The organism is Pseudoalteromonas sp. OF5H-5 (genome assembly GCF_021530695.1).
GTDB lineage: Bacteria > Pseudomonadota > Gammaproteobacteria > Enterobacterales > Alteromonadaceae > Pseudoalteromonas.
In genome coordinates, this window is record NZ_JAKGBF010000025.1 from 14905 (window position 1) to 37525 (window position 22621).

Annotated in this window: 24 protein-coding genes; 13 read left to right on the forward strand and 11 right to left on the reverse strand. The window is 44.1% G+C overall.

Annotated elements, in window-relative coordinates; genetic code table 11:
- Window positions 1-10: 10 nt before the first annotated feature.
- The 4 genes from L1271_RS22765 to L1271_RS22780 form a co-directional block, all read right to left on the reverse strand.
- Complete coding sequence (locus tag L1271_RS22765; RefSeq protein ID WP_235368865.1) at window positions 11-1108, reverse strand: ABC transporter substrate-binding protein; 1098 nt, start codon at window positions 1106-1108, stop codon at window positions 11-13.
- Window positions 1089-3158, reverse strand: a complete 2070-nt coding sequence (locus L1271_RS22770; RefSeq protein WP_235368866.1) for a GNAT family N-acetyltransferase — start codon at window positions 3156-3158, stop codon at window positions 1089-1091. Before L1271_RS22770 ends, L1271_RS22765 begins: the two co-directional genes overlap by 20 nt.
- The gene (uvrD, locus tag L1271_RS22775) at window positions 3136-5301 is read right to left on the reverse strand and encodes a DNA helicase II (RefSeq protein WP_235368867.1); all 2166 of its coding nucleotides are present in this window, start codon (window positions 5299-5301) and stop codon (window positions 3136-3138) included. The genes L1271_RS22770 and uvrD overlap by 23 nt, the downstream gene beginning before the upstream one ends.
- Window positions 5302-5446: 145 nt before the next feature.
- Window positions 5447-6391, reverse strand: a complete 945-nt coding sequence (locus L1271_RS22780) for a chemotaxis protein CheV (protein ID WP_010607892.1) — start codon at window positions 6389-6391, stop codon at window positions 5447-5449.
- A gap of 122 nt (window positions 6392-6513) precedes the next feature.
- On the opposite strand from L1271_RS22780, the gene L1271_RS22785 reads away from it, so the two are divergent.
- Together L1271_RS22785 and L1271_RS22790 are read left to right on the forward strand one after the other, a co-directional pair.
- The gene (locus L1271_RS22785; RefSeq protein WP_010607893.1) at window positions 6514-7593 is read left to right on the forward strand and encodes a potassium channel family protein; all 1080 of its coding nucleotides are present in this window, start codon (window positions 6514-6516) and stop codon (window positions 7591-7593) included.
- A complete protein-coding gene (locus tag L1271_RS22790) occupies window positions 7593-7775 on the forward strand; it encodes a hypothetical protein (protein ID WP_010374482.1) in 183 nt (60 codons plus the stop codon). The genes L1271_RS22785 and L1271_RS22790 overlap by 1 nt, the downstream gene beginning before the upstream one ends.
- On the opposite strand, the gene L1271_RS22795 is transcribed toward L1271_RS22790, so the two are convergent.
- Window positions 7772-8233 (reverse strand): EVE domain-containing protein, encoded by a 462-nt coding sequence (locus tag L1271_RS22795; protein ID WP_102055875.1) that lies wholly within the window; start codon window positions 8231-8233, stop codon window positions 7772-7774. The genes L1271_RS22790 and L1271_RS22795 overlap by 4 nt on opposite strands.
- Before the next feature lie 153 nt (window positions 8234-8386).
- On the opposite strand from L1271_RS22795, the gene tesB reads away from it, so the two are divergent.
- From tesB to L1271_RS22815, 4 genes are all read left to right on the forward strand, one after another.
- Window positions 8387-9244 carry an acyl-CoA thioesterase II gene (tesB, locus tag L1271_RS22800; protein ID WP_095728597.1) on the forward strand — a complete coding sequence of 286 codons (858 nt, stop codon included), beginning with the start codon at window positions 8387-8389 and terminating at the stop codon, window positions 9242-9244.
- A gap of 334 nt (window positions 9245-9578) precedes the next feature.
- On the forward strand, window positions 9579-10247 hold the full coding sequence (locus L1271_RS22805; RefSeq protein WP_102055876.1) for a CsgG/HfaB family protein: 669 nt from the start codon (window positions 9579-9581) through the stop codon (window positions 10245-10247).
- Window positions 10248-10283: 36 nt separating this feature from the next.
- Window positions 10284-10628, forward strand: a complete 345-nt coding sequence (locus L1271_RS22810; RefSeq protein WP_102055877.1) for a DUF4810 domain-containing protein — start codon at window positions 10284-10286, stop codon at window positions 10626-10628.
- Between the two features lies 1 nt (window position 10629).
- A complete protein-coding gene (locus tag L1271_RS22815) occupies window positions 10630-11286 on the forward strand; it encodes a DUF799 domain-containing protein (protein WP_235368868.1) in 657 nt (218 codons plus the stop codon).
- Between the two features lie 4 nt (window positions 11287-11290).
- Here L1271_RS22815 and L1271_RS22820 read toward each other — a convergent pair whose 3' ends face one another.
- Complete coding sequence (locus tag L1271_RS22820) at window positions 11291-13099, reverse strand: Lnb N-terminal periplasmic domain-containing protein (protein WP_102055879.1); 1809 nt, start codon at window positions 13097-13099, stop codon at window positions 11291-11293.
- Window positions 13100-13144: 45 nt separating this feature from the next.
- The gene (locus tag L1271_RS22825; RefSeq protein WP_069023445.1) at window positions 13145-13615 is read right to left on the reverse strand and encodes a DUF3015 family protein; all 471 of its coding nucleotides are present in this window, start codon (window positions 13613-13615) and stop codon (window positions 13145-13147) included.
- Window positions 13616-13795: 180 nt separating this feature from the next.
- Here L1271_RS22825 and L1271_RS22830 point away from each other — a divergent pair, with 180 nt between their 5' ends.
- Window positions 13796-14596, forward strand: a complete 801-nt coding sequence (locus L1271_RS22830) for a VOC family protein (RefSeq protein ID WP_010607902.1) — start codon at window positions 13796-13798, stop codon at window positions 14594-14596.
- Here L1271_RS22830 and L1271_RS22835 read toward each other — a convergent pair.
- Together L1271_RS22835 and L1271_RS22840 are read right to left on the reverse strand one after the other, a co-directional pair.
- Window positions 14593-14988 carry a transporter substrate-binding domain-containing protein gene (locus L1271_RS22835; protein ID WP_235368869.1) on the reverse strand — a complete coding sequence of 132 codons (396 nt, stop codon included), beginning with the start codon at window positions 14986-14988 and terminating at the stop codon, window positions 14593-14595. The genes L1271_RS22830 and L1271_RS22835 overlap by 4 nt on opposite strands.
- Entirely contained in the window at window positions 14961-15320 is a 360-nt protein-coding gene (locus L1271_RS22840; RefSeq protein WP_235368870.1) for a hypothetical protein, read from the reverse strand. The genes L1271_RS22835 and L1271_RS22840 overlap by 28 nt, the downstream gene beginning before the upstream one ends.
- 157 nt (window positions 15321-15477) lie before the next feature.
- Between L1271_RS22840 and L1271_RS22845 the strand changes: the two genes are divergently transcribed.
- From L1271_RS22845 to L1271_RS22855, 3 genes are all read left to right on the forward strand, one after another.
- On the forward strand, window positions 15478-16143 hold the full coding sequence (locus L1271_RS22845; RefSeq protein WP_102055880.1) for an SDR family oxidoreductase: 666 nt from the start codon (window positions 15478-15480) through the stop codon (window positions 16141-16143).
- Between the two features lie 87 nt (window positions 16144-16230).
- Complete coding sequence (locus L1271_RS22850) at window positions 16231-16602, forward strand: hypothetical protein (RefSeq protein WP_010374501.1); 372 nt, start codon at window positions 16231-16233, stop codon at window positions 16600-16602.
- Complete coding sequence (locus L1271_RS22855; protein ID WP_235368871.1) at window positions 16603-18936, forward strand: fatty acid cis/trans isomerase; 2334 nt, start codon at window positions 16603-16605, stop codon at window positions 18934-18936. It begins immediately after the preceding gene.
- A 39-nt stretch (window positions 18937-18975) separates the two neighbouring features.
- Here the strand turns inward: L1271_RS22855 and L1271_RS22860 are convergent, their stop codons facing one another.
- The gene (locus L1271_RS22860) at window positions 18976-19602 is read right to left on the reverse strand and encodes a peroxiredoxin-like family protein (protein WP_235368872.1); all 627 of its coding nucleotides are present in this window, start codon (window positions 19600-19602) and stop codon (window positions 18976-18978) included.
- Between the two features lie 114 nt (window positions 19603-19716).
- On the opposite strand from L1271_RS22860, the gene L1271_RS22865 reads away from it, so the two are divergent.
- Window positions 19717-20337 (forward strand): dUTP diphosphatase, encoded by a 621-nt coding sequence (locus L1271_RS22865; RefSeq protein WP_017219351.1) that lies wholly within the window; start codon window positions 19717-19719, stop codon window positions 20335-20337.
- Here L1271_RS22865 and yrfG read toward each other — a convergent pair.
- Window positions 20334-20993, reverse strand: coding sequence for a GMP/IMP nucleotidase (gene yrfG / locus L1271_RS22870; RefSeq protein ID WP_010607908.1), 660 nt, complete (start codon window positions 20991-20993; stop codon window positions 20334-20336). The genes L1271_RS22865 and yrfG overlap by 4 nt on opposite strands.
- A gap of 61 nt (window positions 20994-21054) precedes the next feature.
- Between yrfG and nudE the strand changes: the two genes are divergently transcribed.
- Together nudE and cysQ are read left to right on the forward strand one after the other, a co-directional pair.
- Window positions 21055-21618: an ADP compounds hydrolase NudE gene (gene nudE / locus L1271_RS22875; protein ID WP_095728586.1), complete on the forward strand. Its 564-nt coding sequence runs from the start codon at window positions 21055-21057 to the stop codon at window positions 21616-21618.
- Window position 21619: 1 nt separating this feature from the next.
- On the forward strand, window positions 21620-22423 hold the full coding sequence (gene cysQ, locus L1271_RS22880) for a 3'(2'),5'-bisphosphate nucleotidase CysQ (RefSeq protein WP_095728585.1): 804 nt from the start codon (window positions 21620-21622) through the stop codon (window positions 22421-22423).
- The last annotated feature ends 198 nt before the right edge of the window (window positions 22424-22621 follow it).

The following is a 22621-nucleotide window of genomic DNA, read 5'->3' on the forward strand; positions in this document are numbered from 1 at the left end:
GCATAGAACATTATTGGAAAAAGGAACGGTAAACTGGCAATTTCTTTTGCGCTGGCTGGAGCATAAATACCTCTTTAATAACGGTGTTATGCTCCAACTCGTGTTGTAATGCGTTTAGTAGGCAATTGCTGTCAATAGGCAGATCACATTGCTGGATAGCAGTCGTCAACAAGTAGGCATTGAGATAGCCTTCGAATACCTGTTCGTTTTGGGAAAGCGTGCTATTGCGGACTGCTTCGCGAAAAGTGTCACAAAGCTTACCCTTACAAATCGCTGGGTCAGGCACAACTTCGGTGACTAATACTTTGGGCTTGCCTCTGAGTCTAGCGAATAGCTCATTGGAGGAGGCAAATGAAACCGTGGCGTATTGTGTTTCTAGGCCAACTTCCATGGCACGATTGATAAACTTAGACAGTGGCGTGTAGGTGCCGACCATAGCCAAGCCTTCAATTTTATGGCGCTGTGCTTGCTCAAGTGCTCGCTCAATATCATCAGTATTTCGTCTAAAACGGGTTATCACAACGGGTTTTAATCCATGTTCCGCAAGCGCTTTGGTAAGGCTTTTTTCTACGGTGAGACCAAATTCATCGGCTTGTATGAGTAGAGCGACTCGCTTGAGTTTTTGTTCATCGACGAAGTAGCGGATGATATCTTGAGCCTCTTTATTATAGCTAGTCCGGAGGTTAAACACATTAAAAGTAATAGGATCTTGGAGAAACTCAGCGCCAGTATATGGCATAAGAAAGGGAACTTTAGAGTGTTCTAAAATTGGTTTTATAGCGTAAGAGGTTGGGGTGCCCATAACGCCAAATAATGCATCGACCTTATTTTCATAAACGAGCTTACGAGCATTGGTTACAGTTTTGTGTGGCTCATAGCCATCATCTAGCACCTGCAACTCAATCTTAGCTGCGCCATCCGTTTTATGCTGGTTATAAAAGTTAAAATGTAGCTCAGCACCAGCCCTTAGTTGTTGACCAATCTCTTTTGCAGGACCTGAGAGTGCGGTGGACATACCAATTTTCACCACAGGTTGAGCGGAAGCTGCAAAGCTCAGTACAGCAGAAGCAAAAGTGAATAGTAAAAATTTAACACCGAAAATACTCATATACTTGCCGTACTGTCTCTCTTAGCGTTGTGGTGAGGGCTTTTTTACCAGATAACCCAAGCAAATTAATTACGACGTGGGTCGAATGTTGCTGTAATATTAGACGAATCACTAGTGCTTTGGAAACTTTAGTTAAGTTTTTAAGCAATCGAGGATCGGTTGTGACCAACTGCCATAAAAAAGGACATACTTGTTGCTCAACCGGGTTGCTTTTACGTAAATAGCGCAAATAATCCAGCTGCTCATTAGCTATATGTTCAAAGGGTAAGGTCGCCAATAGCGCGCTCACCACCTCAGTATCGAGTTGTTGATAGTGCGAGCGCAACTGATAGAAAAAAGCTTGTTTGAATACTCGAGTATAGGCGTTGTCTAAGTCGCCTCGGATTTTTTTGAACATCAAAACTGCATACTCGCCACTGGCCTTATCTTGCTTAAATCCCAGTTTCATCGGCTGATAGTGACGTTGTGACCAAAATGAAAGCAATGGCGCTGTAAGGCCAAAACTGGTTCCTATGTAACTGATATCTTCTGGTAATGTGGTTTCAAAACATTCAAGTAATTGACTGCCAATTCCTTGCTGTTGTACATCCGGGTGCACGGCTATTCTAACAACTCTTGCGCTTTTTTCGGTGACAAAACGGCTATCACCCAAGCTTGTCGTTAGCTGCTGCGCCAAGAGATGGCCTGTGGGTCTTCGTTTTCCTACTAGAATATCTTCTGCGAGATCTGAAGCGAGTCCGCCTTCGATGACAGCAAGGCAAATGCCTACTAGCTTGTTATTGCAAAATGCACCTCGTAAATGCAGATCGGGTGCATCTAATAATTGCCGTAAATCATCCACGCTGGTTTGATAATGCGCTAAAACGAGCAGTGAAAATACTTGCTCAAGTAACTGGCTATTTTCTACCAATTCACTCTGGGAAATAGCGCGCATTGTGGTTGATGAAGTGAGTATGGGTGATGTCGCCTTACACTCGAGTACAAATAAATCTCTGATCTGCTGCTCCAGTGGATCATCTGACGCATAACGAATAGGAGTCGACAAGGTGAAATCAAGATAACTTGGGTAATGTGATTCTAAGTAGCGTTTAAACCGTAACGTGTAGCCTCTACCATTACCCTCATAACCAACTAAGGTGCTGGAAAAAATGCAGCGAAAACCAAGTTGAGTGATTTGTATTAAAAATGGAACTGGCAGGGCAGCTGCCTCATCTACCAAAATAATCGTATTGCTATCAAGCGTAGAGGCTTGTTGTAGTAACGCATCTGGTGCCATATAGCTGAGATTAGCCAGCTTCTTCGTTTTTACATCAACCTCGGTATTGAGTGTTTGAGCAAGCATGCTAAAGCAACTATGCAGAGCATGAAAATGGCGGCTACAAATAACAAATTGTTGTGTAGGATGCTTTGATGCCAAGAGACCTAATAACGCGCTCTTCCCTCGACCTCTATCTGCACTCAGTAATACAGGTGTTTGCTGGCTTTCCAATATTGCGGAGAGTTGCGCAAGTACAATTTGTTGCTCTGCAATACCACTAACCACTGAACTTGTAGCAAGATACGCTGAGGGCAATTGAGCTCCAAAGTGTTCACTGATATGCCAAACTGTTCGTTGCTGCCAGAGCTGCTGCCACCTTTTTAAAAAGTGGCTGTGTTTGGGCGTTTGCCCCTCTGAGCACCAGCGGGTAATTGCAGGGTCTAGCCAGTGGTCGAGTTCATCTAACTCGGGAAGTAACAACAGCAGTAAGCCGCCTGCTTTTACCGTGCCCGCTGCCGCTGCGATTTTGTTAGGCACAATACCGCTAAAGCCGTCGTAGACTAGGTTGCTAAATTCTTGTCCGAGTATTTGGTGTAAATGCTCAGGCCAAACGGCATTTTCTAATGTCTTATTGCTACTTAGGATAAGATTATCGTTTGAGTTTGCTAGTAGCTGCTGACACTGCCCGTAACACCAAGCTTGGCTGCCGGTGATAAGCAAGAGTTGCCGATGGCGGGCATCGGCAAGCTGAGAACGTAATTGTGAAAGACTAGAGTGCTTGAAGTCTTGCATAGGCGGTTACTAACCACTTACTACCAACATCATCAAAGCTAACCTGGATGCGTGATTGAGCACCTGCACCTTCATAGTTAAGCACTGTACCTGCACCAAATTTGGCATGGAGGACGCGCTGGCCTAAATTAAAGCCGCTATCTTCAAAGGTCGCGTGACTGATTGATGGGCTGAATCGACCCGAGTTAGCCGGACGAGAAATTTGCGTTTTGATCCGGATTTCTTCCATGCAGTCTTCAGGAATTTCACGTAAGAACCTTGAAGGGCTGTGATGTTTTTCTTGACCATACAAGCGGCGACTTTCTGCGTGGCTAATGTAAAGCTTATCCATGGCACGCGTCATACCGACGTAGCACAAGCGGCGCTCTTCTTCCAAGCGGCCTGACTCTTCATTACTTTGTTGCGATGGGAACATGCCTTCTTCCACCCCAACCATAAAGACCAATGGGAACTCGAGCCCTTTGGCCGAGTGCAGTGTCATCATTTGTACCGCATCTTCGTGCTCGTCAGCCTGGCCTTCGCCTGCCTCCAAAGAGGTATAGGCTAAAAAGCCTTGTAATGGTGAAGTAAAATCTTCATCGATAGGAAGTTCATACTGACCACAAGCACTGATCAATTCTTCCAAGTTTTCCACTCGAGCGCGGCCTTTTTCGCCTTTTTCGGCCTGATACATTGCCATGAGACCTGACTGCTCAATGGTTGTCTGTGCTTGTTGTGCCAGTTCAAGCTCGGCAATTTTATCGTCTAGCTGCTCGACTAATTCAATAAATTTTGTCACCGCCGTAGCTGCTCTTCCCGCCAAATGCTTTTGCGCAAGTACGGCTTTGGCTGCATCCCAAAGCGAGAGTGATTCGTGACGTGCACAATCGCGAATATGGCTTAATGTTTTATCACCAATACCACGGGTAGGGGTGTTTATCACACGCTCAAATGCCGCGTCGTCATTACGATTACTGATTATACGAAGGTAAGACAGGGCATCTTTAATCTCTTGGCGTTCGAAGAAACGCATACCGCCATAAATACGGTATTTTAGCCCTTCTTGAAGTAAGGCTTCTTCTAACACTCGGGACTGTGCGTTGTTTCTGTAGAGTACCGCGCTGTCGCTGAGCGCATTGCCAGCCTGTAACCAAGATTTAATTTTGCCAACCACAAAGCGTGCTTCATCAAGTTCATTAAAAGCGGCGTAAATTGAAATTGGCTCGCCTTGATTACCGTCAGTCCAGAGACTTTTACCCATTCGTTCGGCGTTGTTTTCAATGAGCGCATTGGATGCTTTTAGAATGGTTGCAGTAGATCGATAATTTTGTTCAAGTCGGATCGTTTCGGCGTTAAAGTCGTCCAGAAAACGTTTGATGTTTTCTATTTTTGCACCACGCCAGCCGTAAATACTCTGATCGTCATCCCCTACGATCATGATATTGTTGTCACTACCTGCAAGCAGGCGTAGCCACAAATATTGAATGCTGTTGGTATCTTGGAACTCGTCCACTAGCATATGGCGGAAGCGTTGTTGATAGTGACGTAGCAAGGTAGGTTGTTGCTGTAATAGCTCGTAGCAGCGCAATAGGATCTCGGCAAAATCAACAAGACCGGCTCGATCACAGGCATCTTGGTAAGCACTATATACATTTAACATCAGCTGTTCATTGACATCGTATGCTTGAATATCTTTGGGTCTTAATCCTTCGTCTTTACGCGCGCTGATGTACCAGCTTAACTGCTTAGGTGGCCACTTTTTCTCATCGATATTCATGGCTTTGAGCAAACGGCGGATCATTCGTTGCTGATCATCGCTATCTAGAATTTGAAATGACTCTGGTAATTTAGCTTCACGGTGATGGGCGCGTAACATGCGGTGGGCAAGGCCGTGGAAAGTGCCTATCCACATACCACCAACAGGGCCATTGAGCGTCGCTTCAACACGAGCACGCATTTCTTTGGCTGCCTTATTGGTAAAGGTTACCGCGAAAATACTAAATGCAGAGGCGTGCTCAACTTGCATAAGCCAAGCTATACGATGAACGAGTACTCGTGTTTTACCTGACCCCGCACCTGCGAGCACTAACATGTTTTGCAGAGGTGCGGCGACTGCATCGCGCTGTTTGTCGTTGAGGCCGTCGAGTAATTCTGATACGTCCATTGCTTTGCCTATTTGCTCAAATGATGGCAAGTATACCGAGTCGTTGCCGTAAATCCCAGCATATCGCAAAGCAAACCTAACCGAGTAAAGGTAACGTTATGATTTATAAAGAAACATAAACTGGTTTTTTATACAGTGTTTATATTTATTTTTGCAAAACGTCCTTCAACCGATTTTGTACCTCTGTAACCAATAAATCGGGCTGGAATTTTGATAGAAACGCATTACAACCCACTTTTTCGACCATGGCATGATTAAAGCTGCCACTGAGTGAGGTATTGAGAATGACATAAAGGTCTTTCAGGCGACTGTCATTGCGAATTTCATAGGTGAGTCGATAACCATCCATAACCGGCATTTCTGCATCGGTGATCACCGCAAGTAACTCTTTTTGTACGTCGATACCTTCGTCGGCCCAGTGCTTTAACACATTGAGCGCCTCTTGGCCGTCAGTCGCTGGGATGATTTCTATGCCCAATTGTGCCAAGGTATCGGCAACTTGACGACGAGCAGTCGGCGAGTCATCGGCATGTAGAATTTTACGGCCATGAAACTCGTTGATGATATCTTTATCTAGAATGTCTTGCGGGATCTCAACTTTGTATTCGACGATTTCGGCAAGTACCTTTTCTACATCGATAATTTCAACGATGTGTTCAACGCCGTCACGTTTGATTTTGGTCAGTGCGGTGAGATAGTGATTGCGGCCAACAGACTTAGGGGTTGGCATAATATCGGACCACGTAGTATTGACGATTTGGTCAACTTTACCAACTAAGAAAGCCTGCACTGAGCGGTTGTACTCTGTGATCACTAAGTTGCAGTCTTTGTCTCGGTCGCATGGCGGCATGCATATCGCTTGTCGTAAATCGATAACCGGAATAGACTCACCACGGATGTTGGTTACGCCACACACTTTAGGGTGTGCATTGGGCATTTTGTTAAGATGAGGGAGCTTAACAACTTCTTTTACCTTGAAGACGTTGAGCGCAAAAAAGTGGCGGCTATGAAGATGAAACAATAGCAACTCTAGGCGGTTTTCACCCACCAGTTGTGTGCGTTGATTTACTGAGGCCAATACGCCAGCCATGTTAACCCCTCATTACTTCTTGTAACCTTTTCTAAGACTATATCAAAGAAGTCGATATGTCGTGTTGTTTTTTGGCTAAAATCTGCAGTAAGGTAGCAGTATGTATTTGATAGGGAAGCAATATGCCTATAATTTTTAAGCGCTTAGTTGTTTTGATGCGGGCTCATGTGGATAAGGCCAGCTGGCAACTGTTATTTATGGCAACGCTCATTCATATGTCGGTGACCTGGGGGTTATTATGGCTCAGCAATGAATCGGCGTTATTACCACTGAGCACGTTCTTTTATTACTACGTGGTGACGACTTCAACAGTTGGCTACGGAGACTTTAGTGCAACAACGGATTTTGGCCGTTTAGTCGTTGCCATAATACAGATCCCATTTGGCCTTGCGCTATTTGGTGTGTTATTGGGAAAAGCTGGACAATTTGTGACGTATTGGGTGAGAAGAGGCATGACAGGGGAAAAAGACTTTGCACATTTGCAAAACCACATTGTAATTTTTGGTTGGCATGATGTCAGAACAAAAAAAATGGTGGATTACATTTTAGGTGACAATAAACGCGAAGATAGAAAAATCGTATTAGCCGTCACCGAGGCCATGGAGCATCCGCTGTTGAGTTATCCGGAAGTCGCATTTGCGCGTTTAACCAGCTTTACTGATGACGAACAGCTAAGTCGGATTAACATTGAGCGGGCTGACAAAATCATCATTGATGGCGATGATGATAACCAGACATTTACCACCGCGCTAAAGCTTAGTCGGGTAGTAAAACCCGAAGCACATATTAGCGCGCACTTCTTGGACGATAGCAAAGCACTACTTTTAAGAGAGCATTGTAAAAATGTTGAATGCTCAGCATCTATGTCTGCGGAAATCTTAGTGCGAGCCATGCAAGACCCAGGCTCAAGCCGAGTACAAGAGGAATTGCTGTCGACGCTACACGGCGATACGCAATTTAGCTTAGCCTTACCTGCAGAGGTAAGCTGTTTAACCTTTGGTGATATTTTTGGTTATTTTAAACAGCATCATGATGCGACGCTGCTCGGTGTTGCGCACGATATAAATGCGCTAAATATGGATCTAAACCCACCTCTGGATTACAACATCACAGGGGGAGATATTTTGCACTATATTGCACCACAGCGAGTGCTTGCATCAGAGGTTGACTGGTCATCACTATGTTCGAAGAACTCTTTTTGATGATTGCTGTTGTGTGCGCTTACTTACTTCCTGTCGCTTTGGTTGCAGGAAGCAAGCGCAGCAAAGGGCATGAAAAAAACGGCTGGCTGATAGGAACGCTACTGTTTTCTTGGGTCGCTTTGCTGCTATATATCAGCATAGTGCCTAAGCACGGGCGACAAAAAGGCAAAGCAAAACGTTAGCTTTGCCCCGACATCTCTAAAATAACCTGCCACTCAGGTTCGATGATGGGCATGATGGATAACCTCCCCCCTTTTTTTAGAGCCAGCTCGGTGAGCGCAGTGTTGGCTTTTATCGCTTGCAGGGTCACCGGGCGTAGGTGCCGCTCATATGCTAGAGTGACACCTACCCAGCGAGGGTTATCAGTGCTTGATTTAGCATCATAATAATCACTGCTTAAGTCAAATTGATGTGGATCTGGCTCTGCTGCTTTCACCACTTTGGCAATACCGACAACCGCAGGGACTTTACAGCTTGAGTGGTAAATAAACACTGAGTCACCCACCTTAACCTCGTCACGCAGGAAGTTTCTTGCCTGATAATTACGAATTCCCTCCCAAAAAGTTTGCTGCTCAGGCGCGTTTTTTAAGTCATCAATGGAAAATGCATCGGGTTCTGTTTTAAACAGCCAATAAGCCATATGGGTTAGTCCAATAGTTTGAGTTATGATGTATTATACTCATTTGAGCAATGTACTTGGTTTGCTACCAGTCCGAGTCTTACTTGGATTTGGTAAAAGTATTATCTCATTATAACGACTATCGCCAGTTCTACTAGACGTTCGGAGTGCAACATGAGTCAAGTGTTACAAAATCTGTTGGATTTGCTCAGCCTTGAAGAAATTGAGCAAGGGATATATCGAGGTCAAAGCCAAGACCTTGGTTTTCCTCAAGTGTTTGGAGGTCAGGTGATGGGGCAGGCGTTGTCCGCAGCAAAATACACCTTACCAGAAGGGCGCTTTGTTAACTCGCTGCACTCTTACTTTTTGCGTCCTGGTGATGCAAGCAAGCCCATCGTCTACGATGTCGAAAACATTCGTGATGGTCGCAGTTTTAGCACTCGTAGGATCAGTGCCATTCAATATGGTAAGCCGATATTTTACATGACTGCCTCTTTCCAAGGGGATGAACCCGGCGTTTCTCATCAATCTTTGATGCCGGATGTGCCAGAGCCTGAAACATTGAAGTCATCACTTCACTTTTATCAAGAACATGCGGACCTCATTCCAGAATCACTTCGAGCGAAATTTACGCAAGAAATGCCGCTGGATATGCGCCCTGTAAACTTTCAAAATCCATTCAAACCTAAAAAACAGGACCCGGTGAGAAATGTTTGGTTTAAAGCCAATGGTGACATGCCGGACGACAGAAGGATCCACAACTATTTGCTGGCTTATGCCTCTGATTTTGAATTTCTACCAACTGCACTACAACCACATGGTTTGTCGTTTATGCAGCCAAATATGCAAGTCGCGACAATAGACCATGCGATGTGGTTCCATCGTCCGTTTAGAATGGATGAATGGATTTTATATAGCGTTGATAGTCCGAGCGCGTCTAATGGCCGAGGCCTAGTACGTGGTCAATTTTTCAACCGCCAAGGTGAGTTAGTTGCGTCGACTATTCAAGAAGGCGTGATGCGCCAACGCTAATTTGTTGGAAAGTGTATGGCGCTTTTTAACAGTAATCTTGCTTGGTGCTTTGTGCAGTACTAAGCAAATCACAAACTTACAAATCCATAACTATTTGTTATAAAAATGAATTTAGGTTTGTTGATGGCCGCTTCTTAAGTCGTCTGCACTACTTTTTCCGGTGCTGTACTCGGTTTTATTTTGCACTATCTTTAAAATCCCATCTAGATGTAGCGTTATTGCATTTTTCCCAAACAAAAATTAACACTAAAGTCAGCTAAATTTATCTACATTGTTATTAACAAAACGAATCGCTGCGTCACAGACTGGCGCATATGACTTTAGGAGAATGATAATGAATAAACCGCTTGCCACAGTAATTGCATTGACGTTTGTCGGATTAACCGCGGGTTGCGCAACGGAAGCATCAAGAACGGTAGAAGCACCTAAAGTGGCCTCATATAATCAGACATATAATGGACCAAAAAGTCAGTTAGCGGTTGGTAAATTGCAAAACCGTTCAGCTTTTCACAATGGTGTGTTTAGTTCAGGACCGGATCGCTTGGGTTCTCAGGCTAAAACTATTCTGACCACCCATTTACAGCAGAGTAATCGCTTTATTGTTTTAGATAGAGAAAACATGACAGAGATTGCCCAAGAAGCTGGATTTGCGGGCGCAAAACAAAGTATTAAAGGCGCTAACTTTGTGATCACGGGAGATGTTTCCGAGTTTGGTAGAAAAGAAGTAGGTGATAAACAATTGTTCGGCATCCTAGGTAAAGGAAAATCGCAAATTGCTTACGCTAAGGTAAATCTGAATATCGTTGATGTGACTAGTTCAGAAGTTGTCTACTCAGTGCAAGGTGCTGGAGAATACAGCTTATCTAATCGAGAAGTGGTTGGTTTTGGTGGCACTGCGGGGTATGACTCAACGCTAAACGGCAAGGTATTGGATTTAGCTATTCGTGAAGCCGTTAATAACTTGGTGAGTGGTATCGAGAAAGGCGATTGGAAGCCTTTATAGACAATCCCCACAGCTAATCTAAACCTCAGGTAAATTATGAAGCAAATGATATTTGTGGCGACTTTACTATTGATATTGTCTGGTTGTCAGAGTACGACACCACAATATTATTACGGTTCTTACGAACGTAACCTCTATGAGTTTTTTCGAGGTGATGGGCAGTCGCTTGAGCAGCAGATCAGTCAGTTAGAGTCAAGCATAGCGCGCGCAGAAGTAAAGCAGATCAGTCCAGCACCAGGTATGTATGCGCATCTCGGTTACTTATATTTGATGCAAGGGGATAACGGCAAAGGGTTTGCGTATTTTGAACAGGAAAAACAACTGTATCCTGAGTCCAGGCAATATATCGACTTTTTACTAAAAAATGCACAGGGAGAATAAGATGAAATGGATTAAAGCGAGCTTGGTGCTTTTGACTTTTGCCTTATTGAATGGCTGTGCGACAGCACCTAAGCAGGATTACAGCGCTTTTATTCAAAGCGATCCTAAGTCGATACTGGTGTTACCGCCTATCAATAATTCCAATGAGGTGGTTGCGCCTTTTGGGGTCATGGCGACAGTGGTGAAGCCACTTGCAGACTCTGGCTATTATGTTTTTCCAGTATCTTTGGTCAATGAGACTTTTAAAAATAACGGCTTAACTGTGGCTCATGATGTTCACAATGTTGCGATAGACAAGCTCTATGAAATCTTTGCTGCGGACGCCGCCTTATACATAGAGATTCAAGATTATGGTACGTCATACGTTGTATTAGATAGTGACACTACCGTAGCGCTATCGGCAAGGTTGGTTGATTTAAAAACTGGCCAAGTAATTTGGCGTGGTAAGTCAAAAGCGTCAAGTAGTGAAGACAGAGATGACCGTGATAGCAGTTTGGCTGGCGCATTGATTGGCGCGGTACTAAATCAGGTGATTGAAAGCACTTCAGATAAAGGATTTGAAGTTTCACAGAAAGCATCACAGAGATTATTATCAGCGGACTCAAGCAGTGGTTTGCTTTATGGCGTGCGCTCACCTAAGTATGGGCAGCCGAAGTGAGCCACTAATCCCAATAATAATTGAACTGCAATGAAAGTCGGGATGTTTCTGCATAGTCCCAACCAATCCTTACATCGGATTGAGGCGAAAGCTGGTTTGCGAGCTCAAGTTTGATATGTGCTGCGTGATGAGTGTTTTTCGAGATAGAGGTTCTGAATGCAAAAGAATTATTTAGCCTTGAAAGTAAGCCAACTTCAATACCTGGGCTGAGATAGTAATTGTTATTTATAGAAAAAGTTTCTATTGTTGCGAGAGCAAATGTGATGCTGCTAGCATTTAGCAGATGGGCGTAGCCTGCAGCAGTATTTAATCCAACAAAAGCGCAATCATTACAATAAGCCTGCTGCTTTTCATAGCCTAAGCGTAGGCGCCAAGCCCAGTTTTGGTTATCAAACCCTTTTGCATAGCTTGGATTAAAGGACTCTAAATCCAGCACGTCAAACTTGTAAATATCTATGTCGTTATCAGCTAGCGCAAGTTCTACATCCAGCATTTCTAAGTTTGAAAATTTAACTCTAGCAGTGTCTGGAGAAAGCGAATCAAAATATGTCAATCTAAAGCCAAACCTCGCAGTATACTCTGAATCGGGCTGTGACTGAATGGCTAGGCTTACTTTCGACGGTTTTGTTGCCAAGTGTGGTGCTTTGTCACTTGGTGTTATAGCCGAGAGGGATTTCGCCTTACTGATGCCTGCTGGAAGCTTTATTCGTTCTTTTAGCAATACACGTTTAAACTCGCTGTTGCGTTTCTCGTCTCTTTCTAAGGTAAGTTGCAGCTGTACAAAGCTCATCAATACTTCAAGTAATATTACTTTTTGCTCAGTTGGAAGCTGTTGATACTTTTCATTATTGAAGTCTTTTTGATGGTGATAAAGATGGATTGCCAACGATCTGAGCTCAGGACTTAATTTTTCATATAGGTTGTAGAACTCACTGCTTGTTGAAGGAATATAATGAATCGCTGACACTAAAGAATTATCTTGGTGCTTAGCTTGATTCAATCTATCAAAAATAGTGACAGGGATCACCCAAGGCGGTAGGTCAGCCGTTAATGGCTTATCAAGCACAAGTTCAATAAGTTGTGCGATATGAAATGCGCAATTTTCGTCAGCAAAGTAATAATCAAATTGAGCGTTTAGTAATTCCCAAAGGTGTTTTGTAATAAATTCGACTTCATCTGGTGTTAAATTTAATTTGTACTCCCAAAGGTCACGCAGCTCGTCCGCACTGTAGTTATGGTGATGATGAAAAAATCGCTGATCTGAAAAGCCAGCCTGATAGCCGCCAAATAACCCTCTAGCTATATAAACTAACCCATTTTCGTCCTCTGGAACGATTGCTCCATAATTGACACTCCGGTCTAACAGGATATTGTGAGCTGATTGAGAGCCGATTTTAAGTAACATATGCCCATACAGCGAGGCCGGGTTGCTCATGTATCCGGAGGCAAACACTAAGCTGATAGAATTCCAGTCACCTTCATTTTTCCATTCATCAAAAGCCACGCAAGCTGGCGCTTTTGGTAACGGAACGCCTTGGGATCTTAGCCACTTGGCTCGAGCCGGAAATTGGCACTGTGAACTAGGCTCACGTTGAAAAGCTGCAATAGTTGCATTAAGTTCGTTCGCTGGTGAAAATTGGGTGTGATCAGATAGAAAAAAAGAAGCTGATTTTATTAAACTGTGGCCATCTTTCTTTAGATGGAGAAGTTTTTGCCACGTTGTGTTTTGGGCCAGCTCGTTGGTATCAAAGCTTAATGTGGCTGTACTATAAAACAGTAAGCTGTAAGCTGAATATTTGAGAACGGTCTTCATCAAAAAAGTGAGCACAGCGCTATTAGGTGTGCTCACCTATACTATTTAGCTTGCGTTACACTGAGCTGAATAGCTAGTCGAAACGCGAGTTTCTACGATGTTGTATAGTGCTTCAGCGTTATTTGCAGGCTGCGCTGCGTAGTCATTTCTGATAGCGGTTACAATGTCAGCTGTTGCTGCTGCGTCACAGCCACGTACTGCTAACATCGCAGACACGTATTCACCTTGACCTTCTGCAATTTCTTGCTCCAGTGTAGGGAATGTTTGCTGAATAAACATTGCAGTTTTTACTTCACGACCAGCACAAGATTCTACAGATGAAATCTTTGTAGAAACAGCAGTCGTACCAAGGTCCCAAATGATATTCGAAATTGCAGCAGCTGCACCATTATCTGGGAAGATGATTGCACCGATACCACATTCTTGCCAAGGGTTTACAGAATCAGAAGCGTGTGCAGCTAGAGGGGCAGTCATTGCGCCAACGACGATTGCTGCAGCTAGAGTAGTTTTAAACATTTTACATCCTATAGTTGTTTTTATTTCGCCTAGTCTTCAAAGGCGGAACGGGATTCTATAGGTTAATTTTTAATTCCACAACAATAAACCTCCCACACTTGTAAATTTGTGTAAATGCCTCAGGCGGCTTTAGGCTACTGCTGCTATATTCAATACACTTGAATGAGTTTGGTGCTTATCATGGCAATAATTAGTGAATTTAGACCCGGTTATTTTTGTTGGATTGAATTGTGTTCAAGCGACTGGCAGTCAGCAAAACCTTTCTATAGCCAACTATTTGATTGGCAAATTCTTGACCAGCCCATTGGTGAAGATTGTTATTACACCATGTTGCAAAAAGAAGTCGATGATGTCGCAGCGATGTATCAGATGACCGCTGAGCAACAACAAGGAGGCATGCCTAGTCACTGGCTTGCTTATGTGGCGGTAGACAATGTTGATGAATGTCTAAACAAAGCCAACGAGCTCGGTGCTGAAGTGCTTGCAGGCCCTCATGATGTCCCAGGGGCAGGGCGGATGGTGATGCTAAAGGAGCCAGGTGGCGCGGTGTTTGCGTTATGGCAAGAGGGTGGTCATATTGGGACGCAACGTCATCTTGAAGCGAATACCCCTTATTGGTTTGAGCTAGTGAGTAAAAACAGCGCCAAAAGTCGTGACTTTTATTCCGCATTATTTGGGTGGCAAATCGAAGTCAAAGACATGGGAAATATGGACTACACCTTGTTCAAAGTAAATGAGCAACCCGTCGCTGGCATGTTAGAAATGACGGCTGAATGGGGTGAAGACATTCCTCCGCACTGGATGGTTTACATTGCGGTATTGGACTGCGATAGTAAAGCTGAATATGCCCAAAAGCTTGGCGGAGAAATTTGTGTACCGCCGACAGATATACCAGATGTAGGTCGCTTCAGCGTGATAACGGATCCTCAAGGGGCGGTATTCTCTATCATAGAATCTGCCATGGATGATATTTCAACTTAATGCATTTCTAATTCAATCACTTTGCCATGGCAAGTGGCGAAGCTCTCAGAGAGCCGGTTTAGAATAGTATCGCGCTCTCCACTACTATTTAGCTGCTTGATAGACGCTGTTAATTTCGGCAGTAGGTCTTGGTGTTTACGATTGATATAGTGATAAATAGGATAACTCGCATCTCGTAGCCTACGCACATAAACTGTGGCGAGTCCTGACTGACATAGCGCACCAAGCGCAAATAAGTCATCAGCTAAAATTTGTTCTACATGACCTTTTTCAAGTGCTTGAAACGCAGAAACATCGTTAGAGACCGCGTTACAGGTCAACCTTTTACGCTGACAAACTTGCTCCGTTATTAAACTGCCTTGTATTACCACATAGTCTTGTCGGGTCGACAAAGTACAACGTTCCTTCTTGAGACAAAACACCGCCATTCGCACGGTTGCAAGTGGTTCGGGTATTTGCAGTAAGTTAGGATAGGCATTTGCAATAGCGCTAGTGCAAATGCCTCCGCATCATAAAACCCTTGATCTACATATTCTAATCCGCGCTCACTGGGTAACACGACAAGTGTGGGCGTGATGTCCAAAGGTGCGTATATTTTTTGCATGAGTTGTGCGATTTGCTGTTGGCCAAGCTGATAAGCGACCAGCTCACTGACATTGATTTGGTAGGCGAACGTCGCCTTGTGGATAAAGAAAAGCAAGAGGGTGCTAAGTGCGAGTTTCACAACATATCCTTACGGTTGTCAGAGTTATAACTGTAGCAAAGTTGTCAGAAAGTGAAAAAGTACATCATAAAAATGAATTCAGTCAGGATTGACCTTGAGTTTAGTAAACTCATACCAATTGTAATAGTTTGAGCATAAAAATCGTGAGGAGAAGGATATGACACTACATGTTTTGGTGACCGGTGCTAATCGTGGGATTGGATTAGAGTTTTGTAAACAATACTTATCTCTAGGCTGCAAAGTAACTGCGGTTGTTCGCAAAGCATCGGCAGAACTAGAATCTCTAGGCGTGGATATCATTGAAGATATAGATGTTGCGACGGAAAATGGCGCGAAAAAGCTATTGGCGGCATTGGGCTCGGAGAAAATAGACATTCTTATTAATAACGCTGGGGTATTTCATAACGAAACACTAGTGGAAATGGATTTTGAAAATATCGACCACCAATTTAACGTTAATGCGCTAGGACCAATTCGAGTCACTCATGCACTGCTCGATAACCTCAAAGCAGGTAGTAAAGTTGCCATGATCACAAGTCGTATGGGTTCGATTGCAGATAATGGTTCTGGTGGTTACATTGGTTATAGAATGTCGAAAGCTGCACTGAACGCGGCGAGCGTAAGTATGGCTCACGAGCTGAAAAACCAAGATATTGCTGTTGGACTATTCCATCCTGGCTTTGTGCAAACGCAGATGGTGGGATTTGCAGGTGATATTGGTCCAGATGTTGCGGCGGAACGTTTAATTAAGAGAATTGAACACCTAACTATCGAAAACAGCGGTGGTTTTTGGCACTCCAATGGAGACACGCTTCCTTGGTAATCAAGCTGGGCGCATAGTCGCCCCCTTTTCAGCCATCAGCCATCTAACTGTGCTAATATAAAGCAAATACTCAGATGGTAACCTTTGATGGAATTACAACAAGATACCCCATTATCACTGCCGCTTTTTTTGTTAGACGATAACATCGAGAATCGTGATATCGACTCTCCAGATGCTGAAGTATCAGTGATGTTGAGTGAGAACCTCCTTGCTCATTTGTGCCAAAACCCAAAAGAAGATGAGAATATTAGCTTGCATATTGATGACTATGCGCTCAACAACATTAGTACGACAGTGACTGAGTTGATAGGTGCGGAACATCAGTTGCAATTGCTCATTAATCGCGGGCCTATTCTCAGTGCTGTGCTGAGTACCAGTAGCGATGCATTATTTGTCTCGCCTCCAGTAGAAATGATGCCGACTTTTGATCTTGGGCTGGATGACGACGAGGGCGAGTAAATGTCTAAACGTGCACTGTTTTGTGCGGTGGTTGTCGCCGTGCTTTCTGGCTGTGTGGCTTTGGGTGTGTCTAAATATGATGATATGTTTGGACCAGAGCAACCCCAAGCACGAATCGAACAATATCACCAAGGCGGTGCACGTTACTTACAAAGCGTGAAACCCATTTTGGAGTCGCGTTGTGTGGTTTGCCATGGTTGTTATGACGCACCTTGTCAGCTTAAACTGTCATCTCCAGAAGGAATCGATAGGGGATTGTCAAAGGAATTAGTGTATGACGGCACGCGGTTGTTAGCACAAACACCAACCCGGCTGTTATTCGATGCCCAAACCACGACACAGTGGCGTGAGCGTGGTTTTACCCCAGTGCTGAATGAGCGCAATCAATCTGAATACAGCAACCTAGCTGGGAGTGTGCTTTATAATAGCTTGCTGTTAAAAATGTCTCATCGTTTTCCTGAGCAAGGCATCTTGGGTAAAGAGTTTGATTTCTCTTTAGATCGAACGCAGTCTTGCCCAACCATGGATGAATTTTCTACCCTGGCGAAACAACAGCCTCATGCGGGGATGCCCTACGGCTTACCAGCGCTCACGCATGATGAATTCAAAACCTTGGAAGCATGGCTGCAAAGTGGCAGTAAAATGAGCCAGATTGCAAAGCCAAGTGTTGCAGCACAAAAAGAAGTGAAAAAGTGGGAACAATTTCTTAATCAGGACTCCAATAAACACCGCCTTGCCGCGCGTTATATTTTTGAGCATTGGTATTTAGCCCATATCCACTTCCCTCATCTGGATGACCCCGCGTTTTTTCAATTGGTACGCTCAAGCACGCCGCCGGGCCAGCCAATCGCACTGGTGAGTTCGGTGCGTCCGTTTGACGATCCTGAGATCGATAGGGTGTATTATCGATTGATGCAAGTGCGCAGTACCATTTTGTCAAAAACTCACATGCCACTGGCATTGAACGACGCCAAGCTATCTCGGTTACATCAGCAATTTTATGCAGCGGATTATCACGTGGAGGAACTGCCAGGTTATGAGCCAGAGCTTGCAGCAAACCCATTTAAGGTATTCAAAGATATTCCGGTTAATTCTCGTTATCAATTTATGCTGGATGAGGCCGAGTTAATTGTAAAAGGCTTTATCAAAGGTCCTGTATGTCGAGGCCAAATAGCGCTTAATGTCATTAACGATCATTTCTGGGTGGCGTTTGTTGATCCTGAAAAAAATAGCAATGAAGCGGTGAACCAGCTGCTGCTTAAACATGATGAAGATTTGGTACTACCTGCGGCTGAGCAAAGTAATGCGTTACCGCTTTCCAGTTGGGCGAAATACGCCACTAAGCAGCAGGATTACTTACGTGCCAAAACAGAGCTTGCAGATAAGATGTTTGCCGATGGGCAGCGTCTCAATATGGACTTGATTTGGCGTGGAGAGGGGGAAAACCCGAATGCAGCATTAACTATCTTCCGTCATTTTGATAGCGCAACGGTGGTTAAAGGTTTTATCGGCCAGCCTCCCAAAACAGCTTGGGTATTAGACTATGCCTTGTTCGAGCGCATTCACTACTTGCTGGTGGCAGGTTTTGACGTGTATGGCAACATTGGTCATCAGTTGATCACACGCTTATATATGGACTTTTTGAGGCTTGAAGGTGAGCAAAACTTTTTAAATTTACTGCCACTTAGTCATCGACAGGAAATTAAACGCTATTGGTATCGTAAGTCACACTTGAGCTTAAGTGAGTTTATCAATCGCAAATCACTAATCGGTGCGCCAACGGGGATAAAATACGAAACGGACGATCCAAAGCAAGAGTTGTATGACAAACTACATGCTGTGCTTAAGCCGACTCTAAATAGGGATTATGACTATCAAGCCGTCGGCAAGCCACTGCAGGCACTCAATAGCATGTCCGTTAGGGCGATTAATTTGCTTCCTCAGGTCTCGTTTATTATTACTAAGCAAAGTGACGGTTCACATCAAGCGTTCTCGCTATTACACCATAATGCCCACTACAACATCTCCAGTTTGTTAAATGAAGAAGGGCAAAGAGCGTATACAGAAGACACGGCGACGATTGTGCCAGGCTTTATCGGAGATTACCCAGAGGCAATTTGGTATTTAGAAAGCGAGGTAGCACAAGAGGACTTCGTCTCATCATTTAGCCAAATGAATAGTGAGTCTGATTACCGAGCGCTACGAGCGCAATATGGGATCCGCAGGACTCACCCAGAGTTTTGGCGTTACAGTGATTTAATTCACGATATTGCCAAACAAACACGTGGCGTTGAATATGGTTTATTTGACTATAACCGGCTAGAAAACCGCTAAAAAATGGAGTCTTCGGACTCCATTTTTTATGTGCTTTTTCTATAGTTGACTAGCTGCTTTGACCGCGGCTAGTAGCACACTTTCATCCAATCTCACTTTGTAATTTGGGTTTGCGTATTGAAATTGGATCAAGCCCTTCTTATCGACTACAAATACCGCCGGCACCGGCAAGGCAACTTTATCGTTCCCCTCAAAATCAACAAAATTTACGCCCAACTTGTTGCGATAAGCAAGGGCTGTTTTATCATCTAGGAAATAGGCGAGACCTAACGCTTGGCTCATACGCATTTCGTTATCAGACAACAGTTGGTAGTGAGGGGATTCAATTGTACTTTTTGCCAGCGCCTCAGGTGAGTCTGGTGCGATAGCAATAATTTGTGCCCCCATCTTAACAAGCTGTGGTTCAATTTCTTGGATACCCGCGAGCTGTCTTGAACAGTATGGACACCAGCCACCACGATAAACCACCAGTACGGTGATATTTTCTTTATAGCGTGTCGGGAGGTCGACAGTTTTACCTGACTTATCTTTGAGTTGTAATGCAGGGGCATCAATGCCTGGAAGGAGTGGGCTTACTTGTTCAGGTGCTGCGGCGATATTAGTGATTTCAGCTGCGCTGACAAAGGCTGAACAAGCCAAAGCGAGCGATAAAATAAAATGACGCATAAAAAGTTCCTAGGGTTTCAAGTTGATATCGACTCAGAAGACCTAAGCGCTGGCGAAAATCTTTCACTTCGGTATGATATCGCTCGTAATTGATTTCCATGAAGAGAGAGCACAATGTCTGCAAACATCACTAAGCTTGTGGTTATGCTAGAAATGCAACATGCCATGAATACCAAAGTACACCAACAATGGTTTGAACAAGGGTTTGAATGGTACCGCGCAATTTGGGTTGAGTGTGCAGAAATGCTAGATCACTACGGCTGGAAATGGTGGAAAAAGCAAACGCCAGATACAGAACAAGTGATTTTAGAGCTAGTGGATATTTTTCATTTTGGCTTGTCTTTACGTATCGATGGCGAAACATCATTTGAGCAACTAGCGACTCAGTTAGAGGCTGAATTGGCAAAGCCAACTACCGCAGAAGACTTCAAGGAAACCCTTGAATTACTTGCAAGTGCGGCTGTAACCAAACGCGAGTTTGATGCCCATGCGTTTGCGGGATGTATGCAGCAAATCGGAATGTCTATTGATGACCTATACCGTGGATATGTCGGTAAAAACACGCTTAACTTCTTCCGCCAAGACCATGGCTATAAAGATGGTTCTTACATCAAGGTATGGAATGGCCAAGAAGATAACGAGCACTTAGTCGAAGTGGTGAAAAGTCTAGATACAGCACACCCAGACTTTAAAACACACGTGTACGACGGCTTAAAAGCTCGCTACCCAGCTTAATCTATAATAGGTAGCAAGGTACGGTAATCGGAGACTGAGAGATATTCAGTGATCTCTCGCTCTGGTTGCCGACTGTCAGGGTTAGCAACGGCAAGCAAATGGCCAATACCAAATTCTTTCGCAGCATTTAACACGCTAATGCTATCGTCCACAAATAAAGTGCGGGACTTATCAAAGCCCAAATCACGCTCTACCTGTTGCCACAACATCTGACTTTCTTTACTTACGCCATATTCATGGGTTGAAACCAATTTGTCGAGATACTTATCGAATTGGGTACGCTCAATTTTCAAACTTAGACTGTTTGGGTGAGCGTTGGTCAACAAGATAAGCTGTTTTCCACTCTCTCTTAAGGCCTCTAAAAACGCTGGTACATCCTCACGAATTGAGATCAAGTGTTGTACTTCACGTTTAAGCTCCATAATTGGGAGCTGTAGTTGCTCCTGCCAATAATCTAGGCAATACCATTCTATCTGGCCCATTACTGCGTCATAACGCGCGAGGATGTCGGCCCTTGCAGCCTCAAGGGTTAAGCCTTGACGTTTTGCGTGTGCCTTAGGCACAACGTCGAGAAAAAAGTGATTATCAAAATGGAGGTCGAGTAATGTGCCATCCATATCTAACAAAACGGTATCGATATTTGACCAATTTAGCATAGGCATTTAACTTCAAAGGCTTTATGATTAGGTTATTCGCCATGATAGCAAATAATGATCTATGTCACATAAAAAGCATCCCACACCACCAGAAATTTTAGCTTGCGACGTCGTGGCTAAAAGCAAATTGTTCACGGTAGAAGCACTTTCGTTATCTTTTTCGAATGGCGAGCAACGAGAATACGAAAGAGTTCGTGGCGGTGGCCGTGGCGCAGTAATGATCGTGCCCATAACTGCTGATAATGAGCTATTATTAGTGAGAGAATACTGTGCAGGAACACATGACTATCAACTCGGCTTTCCCAAAGGGCTAATTGACCCTGGCGAAACCCCGGTGGAAGCGGGTAACCGAGAGCTAAAAGAAGAAGTGGGTTTTGGTGCAAATGCTTTCTCTGAACTCAAAGTAGTGTCACTGGCACCGAGTTACTTTAATGCTAAAATGCATATTTTGGTCGCTAGTGAACTTTACTCAGAACAGCTTGAAGGTGATGAACCAGAGCCACTGGTAGTAGTGAAGTGGCCGCTAGATAAATTATATGATCTGTTACATCAAGAGGACTTTACCGAAGCAAGAAGTGTCGCGGCACTACTGTTATTAAAAGCACATTTGAATCTGGAGGCGTAAATTGCAGTCCTATTTAGAGCCTTGCATCGCACTGGCACAACGTGCCGGTGAAGCCATTATGGCAATTTATCAAGCCGATGATATTGGTAAAAAAGAAAAGTCTGACCACACTCCTGTCACTGCCGCAGATTTGGCATCTAATGAGATCTTAATGGCGGGTCTTGCTGAAATAGCACCTGACATTCCGGTAATGTCTGAAGAAACACCAATTCCACCATTGAGTGAGCGACAAGATTGGCAGCGCTACTGGTTACTCGATCCTATGGATGGCACTGGGGAATTTATTCTCGAAAGCGGTGACTTTGCCGTCAATATTGCGCTAATCGAAAATAATCATCCTGTGTTAGGCGTCATTTACTGGCCATCTCAAGGGCTGACATATTACGCGAGCAAAGATGAAGGTGCGTTTAAACGTAGTGACTCAGGCGAAAGTAAACGTATTTTCGTCTCGCCACGAGAAACGCTGACATTGGCAGTAAGTCGCAGACAAAAGCTTGAAGCGGTTAGTCAGTACTTAAATAGTCAGTTCGACACTGTGGCACTTGGGTCATGTTCATTAAAAGCCTGCATTATCGCAGAAGGTAAGGCGGATTGTTTTTTACGAGTAGGGCCAACGGGAGAGTGGGATACTGGCGCGTCACAAATCATCGTCGAAGAAGCCGGAGGTTGTATTACCGATGCTGAGTTTAACCCGCTGACCTACAATCGACGAGAAACTACCGAAAACCCAGACTTTATTGTTATGGGGCATCCCGATTGGCAATGGCAAAAGTTGATCAGTCCACATCATCGAACGATAGAATAAATAACGGTTTAAGTTGAAGGTTGTGGGATTTTTGCGCACTTGAATTGTTTTAAGCATTAAATCCCTTGCAATAAAATTTTAATCCATTATTATAGCGGCCTCTTGAAAGGGAAGTCCTTTTTAAGAGTTTACAGGCGCGGGATGGAGCAGAATGATAAATCATTCGTCGGACTCGCTAAACCTGGAAAGAATCGAAGG